Source organism: Leeuwenhoekiella sp. MAR_2009_132 (assembly GCF_000687915.1).
Classification (GTDB): domain Bacteria; phylum Bacteroidota; class Bacteroidia; order Flavobacteriales; family Flavobacteriaceae; genus Leeuwenhoekiella.
Genome location: NZ_JHZY01000002.1, coordinates 1,792,697 through 1,814,986, shown reverse-complemented (window position 1 = coordinate 1,814,986; position 22,290 = coordinate 1,792,697). Strand labels below are relative to the sequence as shown.

Genomic DNA, 22,290 nt, shown 5'->3' with positions numbered 1-22,290 from the left:
TTAAATAAGGTTTAATCTATATTTTACATAACTACGCGCTAATAAAGAAGCTTTTACATAGTTAGGCACACGTATACGTGCATTTTTAATTTCTAATGAGGGTGTTTCTTTTAGTTTACTCAATAATTTTCTGTAGTAGCGATACGCCGTGTATACACCAAATTTAGCTTCTACAGGAAGCTTACAAATTCCCGATAATCCCTTTGCGAAATCGGCTTCAATATCTGCTATTATTTGCTCTTTTGAAATTTCATCAAGTTCATTAAGATTTGTGTTTGGGAAATAGGTTCTACTCAATTCCTCGTGATCTGCTTTTAAATCTCTAAGAAAATTTACTTTTTGAAATGCAGAACCAAGGCTCATAGCACATTCTTTTAACTCATCGTATTTTTTGCGATCTCCCTGTACAAAAACAGTTAAACACATAAGACCTACCACATCTGCAGAACCGTATATATAGTTTTTGTACTCTTCTTCAGTAAGATACTTGCTTTTGCTTAAGTCAAGTCGCATACTACTCATAAAAGAGTCAACAAGATGTCTTTCAATCTTATATTGATGAAATGTTTTTTGAAAAGAATTAAGAATGGGATTTAGACTTATTTTATCGGTAAGAGCAAATTCAAGATCATTTTCAAACCTTGTAAATAAGGTTTGTTTATCATAATCGTGAAACGAATCTACAATCTCATCTGCAAACCGAACAAAGCCGTAAATATTATGAATATCTTTTCTAATACTGGGCGCAAGCATTCTGGTAGCTGTCGAAAACGACGTGCTGTACATTTTTGTAACTGTTTGCGAACAGGCTAATGAAACTTGGTCAAAAATCTCTTTCATTCTTTTCTTATTCTTTTTTTGTAATCAATCCTGCAACTAACTTACCTGAAATTAATGACGGTGGTACACCCGGTCCCGGTACGGTAAGTTGCCCAGTAAAGTAAAGATTAGCAACTTTTTTACTTTTGAGTTTTGGTCTTAAAAATGCTGTTTGTAATAAGGTGTTTGCCATACCGTATGCATTCCCTTTGTAGGAGTGATATTCTTCTACAAAGTCATTTACACAGAAGGATTCTTTAAATATAATATTTTTTTTAACCTCTTGATTAGTCAAATCTTCCAGGCGGTCTATAATTTTATCAAAATACAGGTTTCGTAACTCTGGGGTATCGTGTAATCCCGGTGCAAGAGGAATTAAAAAGAAGCCTGCCTCTTTACCTTTAGGCGCCATGCTGCTATCTGTTATAGAAGGAAAATTAGCGTAAAACAGCGGGTCGTCTGGCCATTCTGGAACATCGTAAATATCTTTAGCGTGTTTTTCAAAATCTACATCAAAAAACAGAGTATGGTGATTTACGTTTTCAATCTTTTTATCAAATCCCACATAAAAAAGAAGAGACGAAGGAGCGAAAACCTTATTCTCCCAGTAGTCTTCAGAATACTGTCTTAGATTTTTAGGGAGTAACGTTTCTGTATGATGGTAGTCTGCACCGCTTAAAACCACGTCAGCTTCTATATTTTTACCATTTACAACTATACCAGTAGCCTGATTACCTTCCGTTCTAATGCGGCTCACTTCACAATCTGTATTGAAGTTTACACCAAGCTCCTTAGCTAAATCAATCATAGCCGTAACCACAGCAAACATTCCATTTTTAGGATGAAATGTGCCAATACCGAAATCAGCATAATTCATAAAACTGTAAAATGCAGGAGTATTAGTGGCTTTTGCTCCTAAAAACAATACGGGAAATTCTAAAATTTCTATAAGACGTTTGTTTTTGAATGACTTGCGAACTTCTTTACTAATGGTACTAAAGAATGAACCTATTTTTTTTATTGTTGCGGGTGTTACCAGTTCAAATGGAGAAATACCAGGTCTGTAAACGACATCTTTAATAGCGATGTCATAGTTTTTACCGGCATCGTCTATAAACTCCTGAAGTTTTATAGCGCTACCGGGCTCTAACGCTTCAAAAGTTTTTTTTATTTTTTCTAGGGTATCTTCAATAGTGATATAGTCTCCTTTACCAAAATACACACTATAAGCAGGTCCTAATTTTTCTAATGAATAGTAATCAGATGTTTTCTTTCCGAAGTCTGCAAAAAACCGATCAAACACGTCTGGCATCCAGTACCAGGACGGTCCCATGTCAAAGGTGAAACCTTCTCTTTTAAGTTGACGCGCACGGCCACCCAATGTACTGTTCTTTTCGTATACGCTAACTTCATGACCTTCTTTTGCCAAATAACAGGCAGCTGCAAGTGAAGAAAATCCCGAACCTAATATGACAATTTTTTTGGGCATAGTTATAATTTAAAGAAGCGCTCTAAAGGCTTCTACTGTTTTAATTAGTTGTACGTTAGGTGGTAAATTAGTAGTTTCTTCATTTTGAACCAATCTACCCAAAAGAAATAACGAAACTTCATTATTTTGAATATCCTTATAAAAATCGTGAGCAAATTGTGTTACACTAATATCGCTAGGTTTTACAGTTAGATACGAAACAAAATTTGCGTTGGTTTGATTATTTGCCAGATATTTTAAACTTTCATTAGGTATGCTTTGTCCTAAATAAATGCTTTTATAACCGTGAGATACAATTTCATAATTGAGATACATCAATCCTAAATCATGTATTTCATTTTCAGGAAGAAATAAAATAAATGTTTTATCTGCAGTGGTAGCTTCATTAATATCGTGATGTTCTATTAGAAGCAAAATTTTCTGTTTAATTAAACTACTAATAAAATGCTCGTGTGCAGGATTTACAACTCCTGCCTGCCATAAAAGCCCTATTTCCTCTAGAAAAGGTATAAATATTTGAAAGAAAATTTCTCTGAAACTGTGGTGCTCTAAAAGATCGGTATATGTTTTTGTGAATAATTTTTGATCAAAATTCATCATTGCAATTTTAAACGAATTGCGGGCGTTACTATTAGATCCCAACTTGCTATTTTCTACAATAGAGGCAACTATAGATGCAATTTCAGCACTTGAGTTTTTTGCAATTTTAGAAATCTTATAGTCGTGATCTAGTAAATAGACAACATTGAGTAATTTTTGTAGATCTGGTAACGTATAGTTACGAATATTAGTCTCAGAACGATCTGGTTCCAGGAGGTTATATCTACGCTCCCATATACGTATGGTATGAGCTTTTATACCGCTCAGATTTTCTAAGTCTTTTATGCTAAACGATGTTTTGACTGCATTCATAGATATAAAAGCCTAATAGGGCTAAGCAAATTTACAGTTTTGTTTAAAAGAAATACATTTTTATTAAACAAAGAAATGACTTTAGCATTCCGTTAAGAATTCGCATCAACAATACGGGTAGAAATTAGGTGTTTTAAACTAAATATTAAAAATAGTAGACACCCTAGGTTATGAAATAGGAGAAAACGAGATAGATAAAATGATCTAAATTTTAAAAATAAATCCTTCTTCTACGTTTTGATCGTATTTTTCTTTATCAAATTGATACAGAAATGAACCTTTTCTGGACGAGGTCATATCTTTCTCTTCTAGTTTTACTAAAATATCAAGTCCGTTGATTTTATTAATAAAATTACGCTTATCAAGCTTTTGGTTTAAAATAGCTTCGTACAAATGCTGTAACTGAAGCATTGTAAATTTTTCAGGTAAAAGTTCAAAACCTATAGGTTTACTTATAGCACGTCTGCGAAGTCGTTTGATAGCGCGATCTACCATTTGCTGGTGATCAAAGATTAAACGGGGTGCTTCATTAACATTAAACCATTTTGCTGTATATAGTGCGCTAGAATCTTCATCACTATCTTCAATATTAATCAGCGCGTAATATGCCGAAGACAACGTACGCTCTTGAGGATCGCGATCTATTTCGCTAAAGGTGTAGAGCTGCTCCATATAAATATTGCTAATGCCGGTTAAGGCAAATAAAATACGGTTTGCAGCATCGTCAAGCGTTTCCGATTTTTTTAGAAAACCACCTATCAATGACCATTTTCCCATTTCCGGTTCAAAGTTACGTTTGATAAGAAGAATTTTTAATTGCTCTTGATCAAATCCAAATATGATACAATCTACCGCAAGAAGTATTTTGTCGTCAGTATTGTAACTATTTAGCATACTATTATTTTTTATGGGAAATGTTTAATTTTTATTTTATAAGGCAAAAGTATAGTAATCGCAAGATATACAATAATAAAAATAGCTCTCTACAGACAATCACCTGATGGTATTATAAAATAGAGTTCATTTTTTTAAAAATCTGTAATTCTAATTGATAACTTTAAGTATATTGTAAATGTATTAAAAACACTTAATATTTTTAATGGAATTTTTAATTTATCTGCTATGAACAAAATCTATTTTTTGGGAAGTTTAATTGTTACATTATTTTGTATGCAGCCCATACAGGCACAAAATTCACAGGCGAACATTCAGGTAAAGCCTACAGATGATGCTCCAATAATTAGTAAACACATTTACGGTCATTTTGCAGAACACCTTGGGCGTTCCATATATGATGGTTTTTATGTGGGTAAAGAAAGTACTATACCCAATACAGATGGGGTTCGAAATGATTTGATTGAAGCGTTGAAAGCGATTAAAATACCCAATTTACGCTGGCCCGGAGGCTGCTTTGCGGATACCTATCACTGGATGGATGGGATAGGAGCACAAGAAGACAGACCCGCAATCGTTAATACATGGTGGGGAGGTGTTACCGAAGATAACAGCTTTGGAACTCATAATTTTTTAAATCTCTGTGAGGCTTTAGGTACAGAACCTTATTTAGCAGGAAACGTAGGTAGTGGTACGGTTAAGGAATTGTCAGATTGGGTACAATATGTAAACCATAATGGTACAAGCCCCATGGCCGATTTAAGACGCGAAAATGGTCGAGAAAATCCCTGGGAAGTTACCTATTGGGGAGTGGGTAATGAAATGTGGGGATGTGGCGGCAACATGACGCCAGAGTATTATGCTAATTTATATAGACAGTACGCCACCTTTATGAGTGCCTGGGATAATAAGGCCGGTTTATATCGCATTGCTTCAGGGGCTAATGGGTCAGATTATAACTGGACCGAAGTATTGATGAAGAATATCCCTAAAAATTTACTTGAAGGAGTTGCCTTGCATCATTATTCTGTAATCGATTGGAATAACAAAGGGTCTGATGTTGCCTTTACCGAAGAACAATACTTTACAACAATGAAATCTGCTCTGTTTATGGATGAGTTGATTAATAAGCACGTAGCCATCATGGATAAATATGATCCCCAGAATGAGATCGACCTTATTGTTGATGAGTGGGGAGGTTGGTATGAGGTACAGGAAGGTACAAATCCCGGTTTTTTATATCAGCAAAATACGATGCGTGATGCGATGATTGCAGGGGCTAGCCTCAATATATTTAACAACCATAGCAACCGTGTAAAAATGGCAAATCTTGCGCAAACGGTTAATGTGCTTCAGGCGGTGGCACTTACCAAAGGAGATCAGATGATTTTAACGCCTACTTATTATGTATTAAAAATGTACACGGTACACCATGATGCCACGCTTTTACCTATAGAATTAAAGACGCCAGACTACACATTAAACGGAGATAAACTGCCTGCTATATCTGCTTCAGCTTCTAAAGATGCTGCAGGTAAAACACATATTTCTTTGGTAAATATTGATGCTAAAAAAGAAAACATGGTTACTGTAGATTTAAGCAAATTGAATATTAAAGACTTTACGGCTACCATTTTGAGTTCAGACAAACTACAGGATCATAATTCATTTGATAACCCGAATAAAATTCAACCTAAAAGTTTTAATGATTTTAAATTTAAAAAGGGGGTATTAGAGATAAAAATACCAGCATTTTCAATAGTTGTTCTTGAAGGTAACTAATTATGAGTAGAACATTGTATGTAGGAATGCTAGTACTGGCATTAGTTTCTTTTAAAACTAGAGCTCAAGAAGTTAATGTTGAACGTGGGATTCAACTTTTTGAAGATTTAGAGCAGTCATACAATAATCCTATAATAACAGATAAATACACGGCAGATCCTGCAGCATTAGTTTACGATGGTAAGGTATATATTTATGCCGGTCACGACCAGGCTCCTGATAATGAAGAACGCTATATTATGAATGAGTGGCTTGTTTATTCTTCTGATGACATGGTCAATTGGCAGGAGCACCCTGTACCCTTAAAGCCTACAGATTTTAAATGGGCACGAGGCGATGCGTGGGCTGCACAGGTTATCGAAAAAGAGGGTAAATTTTATTGGTATGTCACCGTACAACACGACGAGTTAAATTATGGTAAAGCCATAGGTGTTGCCGTTGCAGACTCTCCGTTAGGTCCTTTTAAAGATGCATTAGGGGAGGCATTAATTACAAATGATATGACTACTCAGGTCGATATTAGTTGGGACGACATAGACCCTACGATATTTATTGATGATGATGGTACACCTTATTTATACTGGGGAAATCAGGTTTGTAAATATGTAAAACTAAAAGATAATATGATTGAGATTGATGGTCCTATTCACGCAGTTGACCTTCCAAAATTTACCGAAGCTCCTTACATCCATAAGCGTGGGGATTGGTATTATCTGTCCTATGCTTACGATTTCCCCGAAAAGATAGCTTATGCAATGTCCAAATCGCTTAACGGGCCCTGGGAATTTAAAGGGATTATTAACGAAGTTGCGGGCAATAGCAATACCAACCATCAATCTATTATTGAGTATAAAGATACCTGGTATTTTATTTATCACAACGGAAGCATACCTACCCACGGCAGTAGTTTTCACCGTTCGGTTTGTGTAGATCGGTTATATTATAATGAAGATGGAACAATAAAACCCATTGTAATGACTTCAGAAGGTATTCAACTCAAAGAGTAAATTGATAATCCTATGCATTTTATTAATATGAAAATTTTTCTCTTCGGTCTTCTGCTCGCTAGTTCGTCTACTTTGTTAGGGCAACAGCATATAGAATTATTTTCATTAAATCAGGTTTCGGTAACTACAGGCATTTTTAAAGAAGCAGCACTTACCGATTTTAAATATATACAGCAGCTCAATCCAGATCGACTATTAGCTCCGTTTCTACGAGAGGCAGGACTTGAACCTAAAGCTGAATCGTATACTAATTGGGAAAATACGGGTCTTGATGGGCATACCTTAGGGCATTATATTTCTGCATTAGCTATGTATTATACGTCAACCGGAGATATAAAAGCCAAAGAACTGCTTGATTATACTTTGTCTGAATTAAATAAGGTTCAGAAAGCAAATGGAAATGGCTACATAGGCGGAATTCCCGGTAGTGCTATACTTTGGGCTGAGATTAAAACCGGAAAAATTAACGCAGGAAGTTTCAGCCTAAATGAGAAATGGGTGCCGCTTTACAACATTCATAAGACGTTTAACGGTCTCAAAGATGCCTGGATTCATGCAGAAATACCGTTGGCAAAAACGATGTTACTCGAGTTAACAGATTGGTTTATTGAAATCACAAGAGACTTAAGTGAGGCTCAAATACAAGATATGCTTCGGTCTGAGCACGGCGGCCTTAATGAGGTTTTTGCTGAGATTTACAGCATAACTAAGGATAAAAAATATTTAAAACTAGCGGAAGATTTTTCGCAGAAATCAGTGTTAGAACCTTTAGCGGCAAACGAGGATATTCTCACGGGAATGCATGCCAATACACAGATTCCAAAATTTATTGGTTTTGAACGCATCAGTCAGTTAGGAGGCGCTAAGCACTACCATGAAGCAGCGTCAAATTTTTATAAAAATGTAACCCAAAAGCGTTCATTAAGTATAGGAGGTAATAGTGTGCGTGAGCATTTTAACCCCATAGCAGATTTTTCTGAAATCTTAAGCAGCGAGCAAGGTCCTGAAACCTGCAATACCTACAATATGCTCAAGTTGAGTAAACTGCTTTTTGAAGATACTGCTGATGAGGCTTATATCGATTTTTACGAGCGCGGCTTGTATAATCACATTCTTTCTTCTCAAAATCCTGATGGTGGTTTTGTCTATTTTACCCCGATGCGTCCCGGGCATTACCGGGTGTATTCGCAACCCGAAACTAGCTTTTGGTGCTGTGTGGGATCGGGAATGGAAAATCATACCAAGTACAACGAACTTATTTATGTTAAAAAGAAAGATGCTCTGTATGTGAATTTATTCATTCCGTCAGAAGTGAAGTGGGAAGAGAAAAATGCAAAGCTTATACAAAAAACTAATTTTCCTGAAGAAGCGATAACAGAATTGATTTGGCAAAGCCGAAAGAAAACAAAAGCAACGGTGCACTTGAGATATCCAGAATGGGTAAATGCAGGAGCATTGAAGGTGTATATAAACGGAAAACTTCAGGATATTACTGCAAGTCCGGGGTCTTACATTCCGCTTGAGCGTAACTGGAAAAATTGTGATAAAATTACTATGGAATTGCCTATGCATTTAAGTTTGGAAGAAATTCCAGATCAATCGGGTTATGTTTCGGTAAAATATGGCCCTATAGTACTTGCAGCGATTACCGGTGATGATAATCAGGAGGGTATGTTTGCAGATGACAGTAGAGGAGGTCATATAGCAGATGGGCCTTTTTTACCGCTAACGGAAGCTCCTATGTTTGTTTTAGAATCTGGAAGTTCAATTCTAGATCAGTTAAAACCGATTGCAGGTAAACCTCTAGAATTTAAAAACGGGGGTTTATTTTATCCTGAAAAATTTAAAAACCTTACCCTTCAGCCATTTTATCAAATACACGAGAAACGGTATTCAATTTATTTTAAACAAGAAACCCCTCAAGGTTTAAAAGCTATACAGCAAAAATTAGAAGAGCAACAAAGGATAGAAGCTCATTTGCGTGCAATTACGGTAGATTATATAGTCCCGGGCGAGCAGCAATCTGAGTCAGATCATCATATTGAATTTGAGCGATCAAATACCGGAGTTCATAAAAATAAGCATTGGCGCGATGCTGAAGGCTGGTTTGCTTATGATTTAGAGAACAAGGATTTAAAGGCAAAATCCTTACGCATAACTTATTATGGTAATGATGAAGATCGTGAATTTAATATTTTAGTTAATGGAGAATTGCTCACTACCACAGTTTTAAATGGTGAAGAAGAGGATATATTTATAAATGTAGATTACAAAATTCCAGATACAGTTTTAACGATGGGGAAGGTCATAAACGTTCGTTTTGAGGCAATATCCCCTCATAAAACAGCTGGTATTTATGGAGTTCGTTTAATTAAAAATACTCCTTAAAAAGCATAAATATCTTTACAGTTTGATGAATAAATTTTTTTATAGGTCCTTATAAGTTCTTAAAAAAATCTAAAAAAGTTAAGTGTCATATATACATTTTTAAAATTCTTTATAGTAGATTTGTTAGATAGTTAGATTTAAGTTTATGAAAGAATATGTTATCGGGCTAGATTATGGCTCAGATTCTGTAAGAGCGGTTTTAATAGATGCAGCAACAGGAGCTGAGATAGAGACCGAAGTCAGCTATTACAAACGATGGAAAGAAGGTCTTTTTTGTAAACCTTCAGAAAATCGATTTCGACAGCATCCTTTAGATCATTTAGAAGGTCTTGAAAATACTATTAAAGCGGTGGTTTCTAGAAGTGGAGTTCCTGCAAATGCTGTAAAAGGAATTTGTATAGATACTACCGGTTCTTCACCTATTCCGGTAAATAAAGAAGGTATTCCTTTATCACTTACAGCAGGTTTTGAAGAAAATCCTAATGCGATGATGGTGTTGTGGAAAGACCATACATCTATTGATGAAGCGAATGAAATTAACCATTTAGCACGCACCTGGGGTGGAGAAGATTTTACCAAATATGAAGGTGGAATTTATTCTTCAGAATGGTTTTGGGCTAAAATTCTACACGTAGCTCGGGAAGATGCTGCAGTTAAGAAAGCAGCCTATTCCTGGATGGAGCATTGCGACTGGATGACGTTTACGCTATTAGAAAATACTTCTTTAGCAGATTTTAAGCGCAGCCGCTGTGCTGCGGGTCACAAAGCAATGTGGCACGAGAGCTGGGGCGGACTTCCACCGGAAGAATTTTTAGGACAATTAGATCCGTATTTGGCAAATTTAAGAGACCGGCTCTATACTGAAACCTATACTTCAGATGAGGTTGCCGGTACACTTAGTGCAGCCTGGGCAGCAAAATTAGGTTTGACAACAGATACGGTGATTGCTGTAGGTACTTTTGATGCACACGCCGGAGCAGTGGGAGCAAAGGTAGAAGAGCATACGCTGGTACGTGTGATGGGAACTTCTACCTGTGACATAAGCGTTTCTTCTCCAGAAGTTACTGCAAACAAAACCGTAAGAGGTATTTGCGGGCAGGTTGATGGTTCTGTGATCCCAGGGTTTGTAGGTTTGGAAGCCGGTCAGTCTGCTTTTGGAGATTTACTGGCCTGGTTTAAAGACGTATTGAGTTGGCCAATCGAAAATTTAGTGATGCAATCCAGCATACTTTCCGAAAAACAAAAAGAAAAACTAAAAGCCGAAATAGAATCTGACTTTATCAGAAAATTATCTGATGATGCAGCAGCTATACCTAACAATGAGGCTATACCGGTTGCACTAGACTGGATTAATGGTCGCAGGACTCCTGATGCCAATCAGGAACTGGAAGCTGCGGTAACGAACTTGAATATGGGAACCAGAGCTCCACATATTTTTAAAGCTCTAGTAAACGCGATTTGTTTCGGTTCTAAAAAAATAATGGATCGCTTTGCCGATGAAGGTATAGAGATTAAAACGGTTGTTGGGATTGGAGGGGTTGCTCGTAAATCAACATTTATTATGCAATCGCTTGCTAACACCTTAAATGTGCCCATTAAAGTTGCAGCTTCAGATCAGGCGCCGGCTTTAGGAGCAGCAGTTTACGCAGCAGTTGCAGCAGGTATTTATGCAAATGTAATAGAAGCCAGTCAGAAATTGGGAAGCGATTACGAGGCAGAATACCACCCGCAACCCGAGCATTTAGAATCTTTTGCTAATTTGATGGAGCGTTATGAAACGCTGAGTGCCTTTGTAGAAAAAGAGATAACTAAACCTAAAAAGAAGAAAGAACAGCATGTATAAATCCTTAAAAGAAGAATGCTACGAAGCAAATATGGAGCTAGATGCTTTGGGTCTGGTTATTTATACCTTCGGAAATGTTAGTGCAGTAGATCGTAAAAATGCAGTATTTGCCATTAAGCCCAGCGGAGTTCCTTACGAACTTTTAAAACCTCAAGACATCGTTATCGTTGATTATGATAATGCGATAGTAGAAGGGAAGAAGAGACCTTCTTCAGATACAAAAACTCATGCTTATTTGTATAAGCATTGGGAAAAAGTAGGTGGTATTGCGCATACCCACGCCACCTATTCTGTTGCCTGGGCTCAGGCACAGCTAGATATTCCTGTTTTTGGAACAACACATGCAGACCATTTAACAGCAGATATCCCGTGTGCACCACCTATGCATGATGATTTAATTGCGGGGAATTACGAGCACAATACCGGTATTCAGATATTAGATTGTTTTAAAAATAAAGGTCTTGATTACGAGGAGGTCAATATGGTACTTTTAGGAAATCACGGTCCGTTTGCCTGGGGAGAGACAGCTGCAAAAGCGGTTTATAATAGTAAAGTGCTCGAAGAAATAGCGCGTATGGCGCAATTAACACTTCAGATAAACCCCAATGCTCCAAGACTGAAAGATTCACTTATTAAAAAACACTACGAGCGTAAACATGGTAAGGATGCTTATTACGGTCAGGGTTGCTAATAATTTTATAATTAATCATTTACAAATTTATTTATGGGACTAATTACTTTTGCCGCGTTTACACTATTAGTAGCGGTTATTGCGTATTTCGCTTCGCGGAAAACAGATGAAACTACCTCTGATGGTTATTTCTTAGGCGGTCGAAGTCTAACAGGACCCGTAATTGCAGGTTCTTTATTGCTTACTAACCTTTCTACCGAGCAAATTATAGGTACAAACGGAGTAGGTTTTAGCGAAGGTATTTTAATCGCAGCTTATGAGGTAATTGCTGCAATCGCAATGGTTTTCACGGCATTTGTTTTGCTTCCTAAGTATTTAAAAGGCGGTATATCTACCATTCCGCAGTTTTTAGAGACGCGCTACGGAAAACTAACCAAGACCATTGTATCTATTTTATTCCTGATGGCATATGCCATATCTATGTTGCCTACAGTATTATATTCTGGAGCGTTAGCGATTAATACTATGTTTGATATCCCAGAGCGTATGGGATTAAGTCCAGAAAGTGCATTGTGGGTTACGGTATGGATTATTGGTTTAATAGGGAGTATTTATGCGATTTTTGGGGGTCTTAAAGCTGTAGCAGTTTCAGATTCTATTAATGCTGTGGGGCTTATAATAGGAGGCTTGCTCATTCCTATTTTTGGTTTGATGGCCATTGGAGACGGCAGTATCATAAATGGTATGAGTGTACTTACTACAAACCTTCCCGAAAAATTTGAAATTTTGGGAGGACCTAATTCTTCGGTGCCGTGGACAACTTTATTTACCGGGATGCTTATTGTAAATTTTTATTACTGGGGAACAAACCAGGCCATTATACAGCGGGCTCTAGGAGCAAAAAATCTAGCTGAAGGTCAAAAGGGGCTTTGTCTTGCTGCCTTTGTTAAAATATTAGGTCCTATTATCGTTGTACTTCCGGGGATTATTGCGTTTCAATATTTTAATGGTGAATTAGAAAATGCAGATGAGGCGTATCCTATGCTTGTTAAAGCAGTATTGCCTACGGCTTTTGTAGGGTTTTTTGCTGCGGTTTTGTTTGGTGCGATTTTAAGTTCGTTTAACTCGGCGCTAAACAGTTCTGTTACCTTGTTTGGTCTTGATTTATACAAGCAATATTTTAATAGCAACGCTTCAGAAAAACAAGTTGTGCGTGCCGGTAAGACCTTTGGTGTGTTTCTAGCAATTTTCTCAATGGCTATCGCGCCTTTACTTTATGGAGTAGAAGGTGGGATTTTTAATTACCTGCAAGAACTTAACGGCTCATTTAGTGTACCTATTTTAGCAATTATATTAGTGGGTATTTTTTCTAAACGGGTTTCAGGAAAATCTGCAAACATTGCCATTGTATTTGCTGTAGTAACTTATTTAGTTACCCTTTATGTGATTAAACCTATCATCACAGGAGCTGCAGTTTCTGATGCAGAACTAGCAGGTATTACAGATGTAGATCAATTGAGCTTAATCGCTGCTGAAGCCTTCCCGAGTTTCTTACATATTATGGGAATTATTTTTGTGCTCGTACTAGCCATATTATTTGGAGTGAGTAAGTTCTACCCAAGAGAAACCGAATATCAAGAAGAATATACACGTCAGGTAGATATCACACCTTGGAAACATTTAAAACCTGCAGGTATATTTATTTGTCTTGCTGTGGTTAGCATTTACATTTATTTCTCATAACGATTTTATTTAATAACAGAAGAAGCATTACATGAATTATAATATTGATCAATACGAAGTTTGGTTTGTGACAGGAACGCAACACTTATACGGCGAAGAAACACTTAAACAAGTAGCAGCACATTCTCAGGAAATTGCAAAAGGTCTAAGTGCTTCTGCTGCAATACCGGTTAAAATCATTTATAAAGATTTAGTAAAAACACCTAACGAGATTACAGACTTATGTCTTGAGGCAAACGGAACTAAAAACTGCATCGGACTTATTTTGTGGATGCATACCTTTTCACCTGCAAAAATGTGGATTAAGGGCTTAAGCCTGCTTAAAAAACCCATTTGCCACCTGCACACGCAATTTAATGCTGCTATTCCGTGGGGAGAAATTGATATGGACTTTATGAACCTAAACCAGTCTGCACATGGGGATCGCGAATTTGGTTTTATAATGTCACGTATGCGTAAAAAACGCAAAGTGGTTGTAGGACACTGGGAAGATAAAAAAGTACAGGCAAAACTGGGTATTTTTACCCGTGTAGCATTAGGGTGGAATGAATTTCAGAACTTAAAAGTGGCTCGTATTGGAGACAATATGCGGGAAGTAGCCGTAACTGAAGGAGACAAGGTAGAAGCGCAAATGCGTTTTGGTTTTACCGTAAATGGTTTTGATTCTTCAGATATCGTGGCTAAAATTAATGAGATCAAACAGGAAGATCTTGATGCATTACTTAAAACGTATGAAACGCAATATAATTTAGCCGAAACAATTAAAGAAGGAGGAGAACAACGCCAGTCTTTAGTAGAAGCTGCTAAAATTGAACTGGGACTTCGTGCCTTTTTAGAAGAAGGAGGTTTTGGAGCTTTTACAGATACATTTGAAAATCTAGGAGAACTGAAGCAATTGCCGGGTATTGCCACACAACGTTTAATGGCAGATGGTTATGGTTTTGGTGGAGAAGGAGACTGGAAAACTGCAGCCCTTACCCGTGCGATGAAAGTTATGGCGATTGGTATGGAAGGCGGTACCTCATTTATGGAAGATTATACCTATCACTTTACGCCACAAGGTTCTTACGTTTTAGGTTCACATATGCTCGAAATTTGCCCTTCTATTGCAGATGGTAAAGCTAGTTGTGAGGTGCATCCTCTAGGAATAGGCGGTAAAGAAGATCCTGCGCGTCTTGTTTTCAATTCTCCTGAAGGTCCTGCAATAAATGCATCATTAGTAGATATGGGGAATCGCTTTAGATTAATTGTTAACGAAGTTGAAGCTGTTAAACCGGAAGCAGATTTGCCGCATCTACCCGTAGCTCGTGTGCTTTGGGATTGCAAACCCAATCTTGATATTGCAGCCACCAGCTGGATTCTTGCCGGGGGAGCGCACCACACCGTGTACAGCCAGGCAGTAACAACAGAATTTATGGAAGATTTTGCTGATATTGCCGGTATTGAGCTTTTAGTGATTGACGAACGTACTCGTGTACGCGAGTTTAAAGATACCATTAACGCTAACGAGGCTTATTACCACCTGTTTCAACACGGGATGTAAGTTTCTAAACTATTAGAATTATGAAAATATATAAGAATTTTTTAGTCGTTCCGGTAGTGCTGGCAATGACACTTTCGCTGGTAAATTGTAAAAATAATACCAAGAAAGAAGAAACGGCAGTTGTTGCCGAAATGCCCGAAGCTTCTATTACTAAAACTGAGTTTGGCAAATTAGACAGTATCACAGTAGATAAATACAAGCTAGTTAATGTAAATGGAATGGAGGTTGACATCATTACCTATGGAGGCATTATAACAAGTTTAAAAGCACCTGGTAAAGACAGTACCTTTCAAGATGTGGTTTTAGGCTTTGATAATTTAGCTCAATATACGAGCGGAAATCCGCCATTTTTTGGAGCTATTATAGGCCGTTATGGAAACCGAATCGCAAAAGGAAAATTTAGTCTTGATGGTACAGAATATCAGTTACCTACAAACGATGGTCCTAATAGTTTACACGGTGGAGCGGGTTTTGATAAAGTGATCTGGACTGCAGAAGAAGTAAAAGATGGCGATACTGTAGGCTTGAAGCTCACCTATTTGAGTAAAGACGGTGATCAGGGGTATCCCGGTAATTTGCAGACAATTGTCACGTATACATTGCTTTCAGATAATACATTATTAATAGATTACGAGGCACAAACAGACAAGACTACGGTGGTTAATTTAACACAACACACTTATTTTAATCTTTCTGGAGATTTTAATAATACCATTTTAGATACCGAAGTGATGCTTAATGCAGATCAATACCTTCCGGTAGATGAGACGCTTATTCCAACAGGTGAATTAGCTACAGTAGAAGGGACACCATTTGATTTTAATACACCAAAACTTATTAAGACTGATATTGATGCTGAGAATGATCAGTTAGCAAAAGGTAAAGGTTACGATCATTGTTGGATACTAAATGGGGAAGACGGTCAAATGCGACTTGCGGCAACTGCCTACGATTCTGAAAGTGGACGTTTTCTTGAAGTGGAAACCACAGAGCCTGCTATACAGTTTTACACCGGTAATTTCTTAGATGGAACGCTAACTCAAAAAGGTGGTACAAGTACGTATGCATACCGAAGCGGATTTTGCTTAGAAACCCAGCATTACCCGGATTCACCTAATCAACCTGAGTTTCCTAGCACTGTATTAAAACCGGGAGAAACCTATAAAACCCAAACTTCATTTAAATTTTCAGTGAAGTAATTTTTAATGAACTTAAATGTAAAAAAGCCCAATACATTTGTACTGGGCTTTTTTATAACCTAACTATTAAGATCGTTGCTTTTTATTTTTGAAGCATAAATTAATAATTTCGTTTATGCGTTTGTTTCGAGTATCCTGACGTTTAGCCTGATTAAGCCAGTAGAGATAACTTTTTTGATATCCCTTTGCAAAATTTTGATAATTGTCAAAAGCTTCTGGGTTATGAGTGAATGCAACCTGTAGATCTTCAGGTATAATGCCTTCTTCTACATTGTCAAGAGCTGTCCACGAACCATTTTCTTTTGCAGTTATAATAGCCTTATGTCCGCTGGGATGAATTAAATCATTATTATATAGTTCTTCTACATAGCCCTTGTTAACGGCACTCCAGACGCTTTTTGGCTTGCGTTTGCAGAAATACTGCTTGCGTCTTTTATCATCCAGTTTGCGTACCGTGCTGTCAATCCATCCGTAACAGATCGCAACTTTTACAGCCTCTTCCCATCGCATACTTTCTTCTTCACAGGTTACTTTATAGAAAATTAATTCTACTCCTGAGCTAGAATCGTGATTTAAATGTAACCACGCTCGCCATGCTTCAGCATTTTTGAAATAAAGTAGCGGTAGATTAGACATGTTATTTTATTTCTCTTGATTCAATATAAAAATCAGGATCTACTTTAAAATCGGTAATAGTTTTTTCAAATGATTCAGATTGCCATTCTGCAGTTGGAGTGATCCATTTTTCTATACCATTTACGTTGACCTGAACCGGCATATCAAAACCTTCCACGATATCAACATATCTAAATTCTAGTGTGTTTTCTTTGATTTTATATTGTAATTCAGGAATTAATATAGTGCGTAAATACTGATCCCAAAACTGGGTTAGATTAATCCCACTTTCTTTACTTATATAATTTTCAACCTGAGCAGAGGTAACCGTCTGGTGATAGAATTCGGTATTTAATCCTCTCAAAATTTGGCGCCATTTTTCGTCATCTTCAATGAGTTGACGCAATGTGTGCAAGATATTAGCACCTTTATAATACATATCACCACTACCTTCCTGATCTACCCCATAGGTTCCTATAATAGGGCGGTCATTGCTAATTGCAAAACGAGTACCTATTACATATTCTGCAGAAGCTTCCTTTCCAAAATAATAATCAACATATAGATTTTCTGAGTACGCAGTAAACCCTTCGTGAACCCACATATCTGCTACATCCTTATTAGTTATATTGTTTGCAAACCACTCGTGACCAGACTCGTGGATAATTATAAAATCAAATTTTAATCCCCATCCAGACCCGGAAAGATCGCGACCTAAATAGCCATTCTCATAGCGGTTTCCGTAGGTTACATTACTTTGATGCTCCATACCTAAATAGGGCACTTCAACCAGTTTGTAGCCATCCTCGTAGAAAGGATAAGGACCAAACCAATGCTCAAAAGCTTTGAGCATCATAGGCACCTGTTTAAATTGCTTTTTTGCCTTTTCTAGATTTTCTTTTAATACATAATAGTTTAAATCTAATACGCCTTTTTCGCCAGTATATGTTTCAGAAAAATGGGCGTAATCAGCAATATTTGCACTTACTCCATAACTATTGATTGGGTTTTTAACCTTCCAGTTATAGGTTGTCGTTTCATTAGTAGATGTAGAATCAATAAGTGTACCGTTTCCTATAGCCATAAGTCCCTTTGGTACGGTTAAGTGCAAGTCTAAACCACTAACCTCATCATACGGAATATCTTTATTGGGCCACCAAATAGAGGATCCAATCCCTTGATTTGCATTGGCTGCAAAAGTTTTTCCATTGGCATCTTTTTGCCAGGTCCAGCCGCCATCCCAGGGAAGTCTGGCTCCAACAACAGGAATACCTTCAAAAGTAAGTTCTAATGTGTTTTTTGCACCTTTCTTTTGTTTTTTTAAAAGCGTTATAAAATGTGCAGCACCTTCATTGGTAAAAGATAAGGTCTTACCATCTTGAGCCGCGTGTGTTAACTTCATAGGTTTTTGCAGATCAATTTGAAGTGTCTGATTAGGTTTTAATACCTCATAACTGACTGTATTTACTCCGGAAATAAATTCTTTATCAGGTTCAATAGTTACGGCTAAATCATAATGAGTTACATCCCACCATTCGCGTTCTGGAGTTATACTTCCTCGCAGCGTGTCTGCACGAGTATATTTATTTTGTATTGCCTGAGCCTCTGCGCAACTGCTAAAAAGTAAGATTATTAACAGCGCTGACATTAAATTTTTAATACTAAAAGTTTTAAACAAGAGCGTAGCGTTTTTTGATTTGAAATATAAAATGAGCATCTAATAATTTATGTGCTAGACTTTATTGATTTTTGAATTAGCCATTTTTAAAAGCATTCTCAAAAGTAAAAGTACTTATCTATTTAAAGATTTCTATCGGAGTATCGCATTAGGAAAAACAACCAGACTTTCGTGGCCATTTGCACCAACGGCAGCCACACCAAAGAATGAATTATCTATTACAATACCATCTAATGTTGCTTCAGAAACATCACCTACAAACCTGCTATGATCCCAGGTAGGTGAGGTAGTGTCTCTCCAATAGATTTTATAGCCTGCAGCACCATCAACTTTAGACCATTTAAGTTTTACATCGGCCTCAACAATACCACCTATTTCAACAGTTTGGGGCGATGGAGGAGCCCAGGCAAGACTTGCCAAATTTATCGCGTTAACTGCGGTAAGCTTTGCTGCATAAGGAAAGTTTACGTGTTCTACTGTATCCCCAAATTCAATACCGTCTTCGATACGAATGTCTTGATGTTGTTGTGTGTAATTTTCGTGAGCTTCCATAATACGTATTCCAGCGAAACCTAAATCATTAAAAGGCCTATGGTGACCACCTCTCCCAAAACGATCTAAACGATAAATCATCATCGGGTTCATTTCTGGCATGTAATTAGATACATTTTTATGAATATAACGTGCTAACTGACGTGAAATACCATCAACTTCACCGCCGTAAAATCTGCGAGCATTGCGTTGTTTTTCAGTTTCATTAGCGGGAACGGGCTCTGAAAAAATTCTAAAATCACGATTGCTAATTACACCGTCAACACCCTCAATATTACCTATCATGTCATTATTTAAAATTCCGATGATATCCCAGCCTTTACGTTTTGCATAATCAGCAAGACCTTTCCCACCAAAAAGGCCCTGTTCTTCACCAGAAAGTCCAACATAAATTATGCTGTTCTCAAACTTATATTTAGAGAGAACGCGAGCTGCTTCTAAAGTGCCGGCCATACCGCTGGCATTGTCATTAGCTCCGGGAGCATCTGTTTCAAAGTCCATCGTATTGCTAGCGCGCGAATCGATATCGCCGCTCATTATCACATAACGATTGGGATATTTAGTTCCGCGCTGAATGGCAACTACATTTACAACATAGGTTTCTTTAGGAATGCGATTTCCCATTTCTGGAGTAACTAAATCCTTCTGGTAAAAAACCTCAAGACACGAGTTGCAGTTTTTAGAGGTTTTCTCAAATTCTGCTTTAATATATCTTCGGGCAGCACCTATACCGCGCGTGTCACTAAGAGTATCGCTAAACGTGTTACGTGTGCCAAAATCTGCGAGCGCACGCACATCTTTTTCAATATTAGTAGCAGAGACTGCGTCAATGATTCCGTAGATACGTAAATCTGTTTGTGACGGAACATTATTTTGGGCTAATAAAGACCCAAAACACAAAAGGAATGCAAAAGTGTAAGCGTTTTTCATGGTTATATTTTACTTTTTTTTTTAGTCTTGAGCAGCAAATTTCTTTAATAAATCGCGTACACGATCGGTATCATCTACATAATATTTTGCAGCTGTTTTTTGTAAACCTACTTTTATGGTGTAGGCCTCGTTGGGCAAATCCTGAAACATATACTCATCTGTCCAGTCATCACCTATTGCAAACTGAAAGGTATAGTCTTTTTCAAAAATATGCTTTGTCACCGCTTTTCCTTTATGAATGGTACTGTTTTTAATTTCAAGAACTTTGTTTCCGTCTAAAACTCCCAAATCATTATTAGCAGAAAGTTCTTTTAAAACTGAAGAAAGCTCACTTGCTCTAATTTCACCTAAATCAGGATCTGCATTGCGATAATGCCAGGCCAGACTGTAGTTTTTTTCTTCAATAAATGTACCTGCAGTACGGTCTACAAACTTTTCTAAAATAGGTCGCACGGTATCCATCCAATCGTTTTTTAGATTCTCTGTTACTGCCCATTCGCCTCCTGTAGGTCTCTTCCAGACGCCGTGCTCAGCAATTAGCGTAATTGGGATATCCTGCCACCAGGTTCCTAAGGTGTGGCGATCCCGGCCGCTAATGATTACCACTTCTGTATTGGGTTTGGCTTGAATGGTATTTACTAATTCGAGTAGATCATCATCAGGGCTTGCATCTTCGGGATTGTTTACAAAAGCTCTCAAGGTGCCGTCATAATCTAAAAATAGGATGCGCTTCTCAGAATCTTTATAAGCAGCAAGCATTTCATTTTCTTGATTTTCAGTCATACGTATAGCTTTCACAATATCAGATTTATGTTTTGTGTCGTTGAGGATTGTCATAAAATCATCTGCCCATTTTTCTACATTGTAACGTTTTAGTCTTTTTTGTAAAAATTTATTGCGTTTTACCTGTTCTGCTTCGGGCATTTCTATAGCCTGCTTTAAAGCATCTGCTATTTCTTCAAAATTATTAGGGTTAATAATCAAAGCTTCACTCATTTCTTGTGCAGCACCTGCCATTTCACTCAAAATAAGCACACCAGTTTGATTTGTGCGGGTTGCAATATATTCTTTAGCAACCAGATTCATACCATCACGTATAGGCGTTAACAGTGCTACTTCACAAGTAGTATACAAGTCAATGAGATTTTCAAAAGGCATTGAACGATAGAAATACCAGATAGGCGTCCAGCTTACCGATGCAAATTTTCCGTTGATACGACCTACGAGTTCGTCAATTTCTTTTTTCAGCAATTGATATTGTGGAACATTAGAGCGGGAGGGAACTGCTAGCATTACAAGACGAACTTTCTCTTTAAACTCGGGGTACTTTTCTAAAAAATACTCGTAAGCTCTAAGACGATTGGCAATACCTTTACTATAATCCAGACGGTCTATAGATAGAATCATTTTAGCGTCTGGGGTTGTATCTATATGCAGATCAAGTCTACGTTGTAATTCTGACTGATTTTTAGTAGCATCGTGTTTTGCCGCTGCTTCAGCAAATTTGTTATAATCAATACCCATAGGGAATGAGTTTACGGTAACAATGCGATCTTTTAAAGTAATCTCATTAAACCCTACTTCATGTCTTAAAATACGGGACACCGAACTTAAAAAATGACGCTGATAATCATAGGTGTGAAAGCCTATTAAGTCTGAACCTAATAAACCTTTAAGAATTTCCTCTCTCCACGGAAGTGTTCTAAATACTTCATAAGATGGGAAGGGTATATGCAGAAAAAAGCCTATTTGCACATCAGGGCGTTTCTTTTTAATCATTGCCGGAAGCAACATTAACTGGTAATCGTGCACCCACACGGTATCTCCTTCTTCTATATTGTCTAAAACAACTTCTGCGTATTTTTCATTTACGGTAACATAACTCTGCCAACTTTGTTTTTCAAATTCAGTATATTCCATAAAATAATGAAATAGCGGCCAGATGGTACGGTTGGAGAAGCCGTAATAGAAGCCGTCTATATCTTCTTTAGTAAGTGATACAGGAATACATTGTTCTTTAATAGTTGCTTCGATAACATCATCAAGCAGATTTGCCGGTATTTCTTCTTCAGTTAGACCGGTCCAGCCTATCCAAACTCCGTTGCTGTCTCTGTGCACAGACTTCATTCCGGTAGCTAAACCACCTACACTTGGAGTCGCATTAATTGTTTTGTTATCAATTTGTAATTGTAAGGGTAGTCGATTTGATATAATGATAGTTTTACTCATAAAAACAGGAGATAGCGGATTAATTTTTTTGTTAAT

Annotated in this window: 16 protein-coding genes; 8 read left to right on the top strand and 8 right to left on the bottom strand. The window is 37.3% G+C overall.

From position 1 onward, the window contains the following. From P164_RS07700 to P164_RS07685, 4 genes are all read right to left on the bottom strand, one after another. Complete coding sequence (locus P164_RS07700) at window positions 1-840, bottom strand: phytoene/squalene synthase family protein (RefSeq protein ID WP_028375860.1); 840 nt, start codon at window positions 838-840, stop codon at window positions 1-3. A 7-nt stretch (window positions 841-847) separates the two neighbouring features. Continuing rightward, window positions 848-2,308 (bottom strand): phytoene desaturase family protein, encoded by a 1,461-nt coding sequence (locus tag P164_RS07695; RefSeq protein ID WP_028375859.1) that lies wholly within the window; start codon window positions 2,306-2,308, stop codon window positions 848-850. Window positions 2,309-2,317: 9 nt separating this feature from the next. Further along, window positions 2,318-3,220: a MerR family transcriptional regulator gene (locus P164_RS07690; protein WP_028375858.1), complete on the bottom strand. Its 903-nt coding sequence runs from the start codon at window positions 3,218-3,220 to the stop codon at window positions 2,318-2,320. 204 nt (window positions 3,221-3,424) lie between these two features. Continuing rightward, entirely contained in the window at window positions 3,425-4,114 is a 690-nt protein-coding gene (locus P164_RS07685; protein WP_028375857.1) for an NUDIX hydrolase, read from the bottom strand. A 228-nt stretch (window positions 4,115-4,342) separates the two neighbouring features. Between P164_RS07685 and P164_RS07680 the strand changes: the two genes are divergently transcribed. From P164_RS07680 to P164_RS07645, 8 genes are all read left to right on the top strand, one after another. Continuing rightward, complete coding sequence (locus tag P164_RS07680) at window positions 4,343-5,896, top strand: alpha-L-arabinofuranosidase C-terminal domain-containing protein (protein ID WP_028375856.1); 1,554 nt, start codon at window positions 4,343-4,345, stop codon at window positions 5,894-5,896. 2 nt (window positions 5,897-5,898) lie between these two features. Next, window positions 5,899-6,903 carry a glycoside hydrolase family 43 protein gene (locus P164_RS07675; RefSeq protein WP_234405833.1) on the top strand — a complete coding sequence of 335 codons (1,005 nt, stop codon included), beginning with the start codon at window positions 5,899-5,901 and terminating at the stop codon, window positions 6,901-6,903. A 12-nt stretch (window positions 6,904-6,915) separates the two neighbouring features. Then, on the top strand, window positions 6,916-9,291 hold the full coding sequence (locus P164_RS07670) for a glycoside hydrolase family 127 protein (protein WP_234405832.1): 2,376 nt from the start codon (window positions 6,916-6,918) through the stop codon (window positions 9,289-9,291). A gap of 145 nt (window positions 9,292-9,436) precedes the next feature. Continuing rightward, entirely contained in the window at window positions 9,437-11,134 is a 1,698-nt protein-coding gene (locus tag P164_RS07665; protein ID WP_028375853.1) for a ribulokinase, read from the top strand. Continuing rightward, window positions 11,127-11,825, top strand: coding sequence for an L-ribulose-5-phosphate 4-epimerase (locus P164_RS07660; protein WP_028375852.1), 699 nt, complete (start codon window positions 11,127-11,129; stop codon window positions 11,823-11,825). The genes P164_RS07665 and P164_RS07660 overlap by 8 nt, the downstream gene beginning before the upstream one ends. Before the next feature lie 33 nt (window positions 11,826-11,858). After that, complete coding sequence (locus tag P164_RS07655; RefSeq protein WP_028375851.1) at window positions 11,859-13,508, top strand: solute:sodium symporter family transporter; 1,650 nt, start codon at window positions 11,859-11,861, stop codon at window positions 13,506-13,508. A 31-nt stretch (window positions 13,509-13,539) separates the two neighbouring features. Beyond that, complete coding sequence (gene araA, locus P164_RS07650; protein ID WP_028375850.1) at window positions 13,540-15,051, top strand: L-arabinose isomerase; 1,512 nt, start codon at window positions 13,540-13,542, stop codon at window positions 15,049-15,051. Window positions 15,052-15,071: 20 nt separating this feature from the next. After that, window positions 15,072-16,250, top strand: a complete 1,179-nt coding sequence (locus tag P164_RS07645) for an aldose epimerase family protein (protein ID WP_028375849.1) — start codon at window positions 15,072-15,074, stop codon at window positions 16,248-16,250. Between the two features lie 66 nt (window positions 16,251-16,316). On the opposite strand, the gene P164_RS07640 is transcribed toward P164_RS07645, so the two are convergent. From P164_RS07640 to P164_RS07625, 4 genes are all read right to left on the bottom strand, one after another. Then, a complete protein-coding gene (locus tag P164_RS07640) occupies window positions 16,317-16,886 on the bottom strand; it encodes a YdeI/OmpD-associated family protein (RefSeq protein ID WP_028375848.1) in 570 nt (189 codons plus the stop codon). A gap of 1 nt (window position 16,887) precedes the next feature. Continuing rightward, the gene (locus tag P164_RS07635; RefSeq protein ID WP_035899602.1) at window positions 16,888-18,513 is read right to left on the bottom strand and encodes a M1 family metallopeptidase; all 1,626 of its coding nucleotides are present in this window, start codon (window positions 18,511-18,513) and stop codon (window positions 16,888-16,890) included. 162 nt (window positions 18,514-18,675) lie between these two features. Next, complete coding sequence (locus P164_RS07630; protein WP_028375846.1) at window positions 18,676-20,025, bottom strand: M28 family peptidase; 1,350 nt, start codon at window positions 20,023-20,025, stop codon at window positions 18,676-18,678. 21 nt (window positions 20,026-20,046) lie between these two features. Continuing rightward, window positions 20,047-22,254 (bottom strand): bifunctional alpha,alpha-trehalose-phosphate synthase (UDP-forming)/trehalose-phosphatase, encoded by a 2,208-nt coding sequence (locus P164_RS07625; RefSeq protein WP_028375845.1) that lies wholly within the window; start codon window positions 22,252-22,254, stop codon window positions 20,047-20,049. Window positions 22,255-22,290: the final 36 nt, after the last annotated feature.

Bases quoted from the DNA above. Each gene is read 5' to 3' on its own strand.
- P164_RS07690 (WP_028375858.1), bottom strand. From the start codon at position 3,220: ATGAATGCAGTCAAAACATCGTTTAGCATAAAAGACTTAGAAAATCTG.
- P164_RS07685 (WP_028375857.1), bottom strand. From the start codon at position 4,114: ATGCTAAATAGTTACAATACTGACGACAAAATACTTCTTGCGGTAGAT.
- P164_RS07695 (WP_028375859.1), bottom strand. From the start codon at position 2,308: ATGCCCAAAAAAATTGTCATATTAGGTTCGGGATTTTCTTCACTTGCA.
- P164_RS07630 (WP_028375846.1), bottom strand. From the start codon at position 20,025: ATGAAAAACGCTTACACTTTTGCATTCCTTTTGTGTTTTGGGTCTTTA.
- P164_RS07635 (WP_035899602.1), bottom strand. From the start codon at position 18,513: ATGTCAGCGCTGTTAATAATCTTACTTTTTAGCAGTTGCGCAGAGGCT.
- P164_RS07675 (WP_234405833.1), top strand. From the start codon at position 5,899: ATGAGTAGAACATTGTATGTAGGAATGCTAGTACTGGCATTAGTTTCT.
- P164_RS07700 (WP_028375860.1), bottom strand. From the start codon at position 840: ATGAAAGAGATTTTTGACCAAGTTTCATTAGCCTGTTCGCAAACAGTT.
- P164_RS07640 (WP_028375848.1), bottom strand. From the start codon at position 16,886: ATGTCTAATCTACCGCTACTTTATTTCAAAAATGCTGAAGCATGGCGA.
- P164_RS07680 (WP_028375856.1), top strand. From the start codon at position 4,343: ATGAACAAAATCTATTTTTTGGGAAGTTTAATTGTTACATTATTTTGT.
- P164_RS07655 (WP_028375851.1), top strand. From the start codon at position 11,859: ATGGGACTAATTACTTTTGCCGCGTTTACACTATTAGTAGCGGTTATT.
- P164_RS07670 (WP_234405832.1), top strand. From the start codon at position 6,916: ATGCATTTTATTAATATGAAAATTTTTCTCTTCGGTCTTCTGCTCGCT.
- P164_RS07665 (WP_028375853.1), top strand. From the start codon at position 9,437: ATGAAAGAATATGTTATCGGGCTAGATTATGGCTCAGATTCTGTAAGA.
- P164_RS07645 (WP_028375849.1), top strand. From the start codon at position 15,072: ATGAAAATATATAAGAATTTTTTAGTCGTTCCGGTAGTGCTGGCAATG.
- P164_RS07625 (WP_028375845.1), bottom strand. From the start codon at position 22,254: ATGAGTAAAACTATCATTATATCAAATCGACTACCCTTACAATTACAA.
- araA (WP_028375850.1), top strand. From the start codon at position 13,540: ATGAATTATAATATTGATCAATACGAAGTTTGGTTTGTGACAGGAACG.
- P164_RS07660 (WP_028375852.1), top strand. From the start codon at position 11,127: ATGTATAAATCCTTAAAAGAAGAATGCTACGAAGCAAATATGGAGCTA.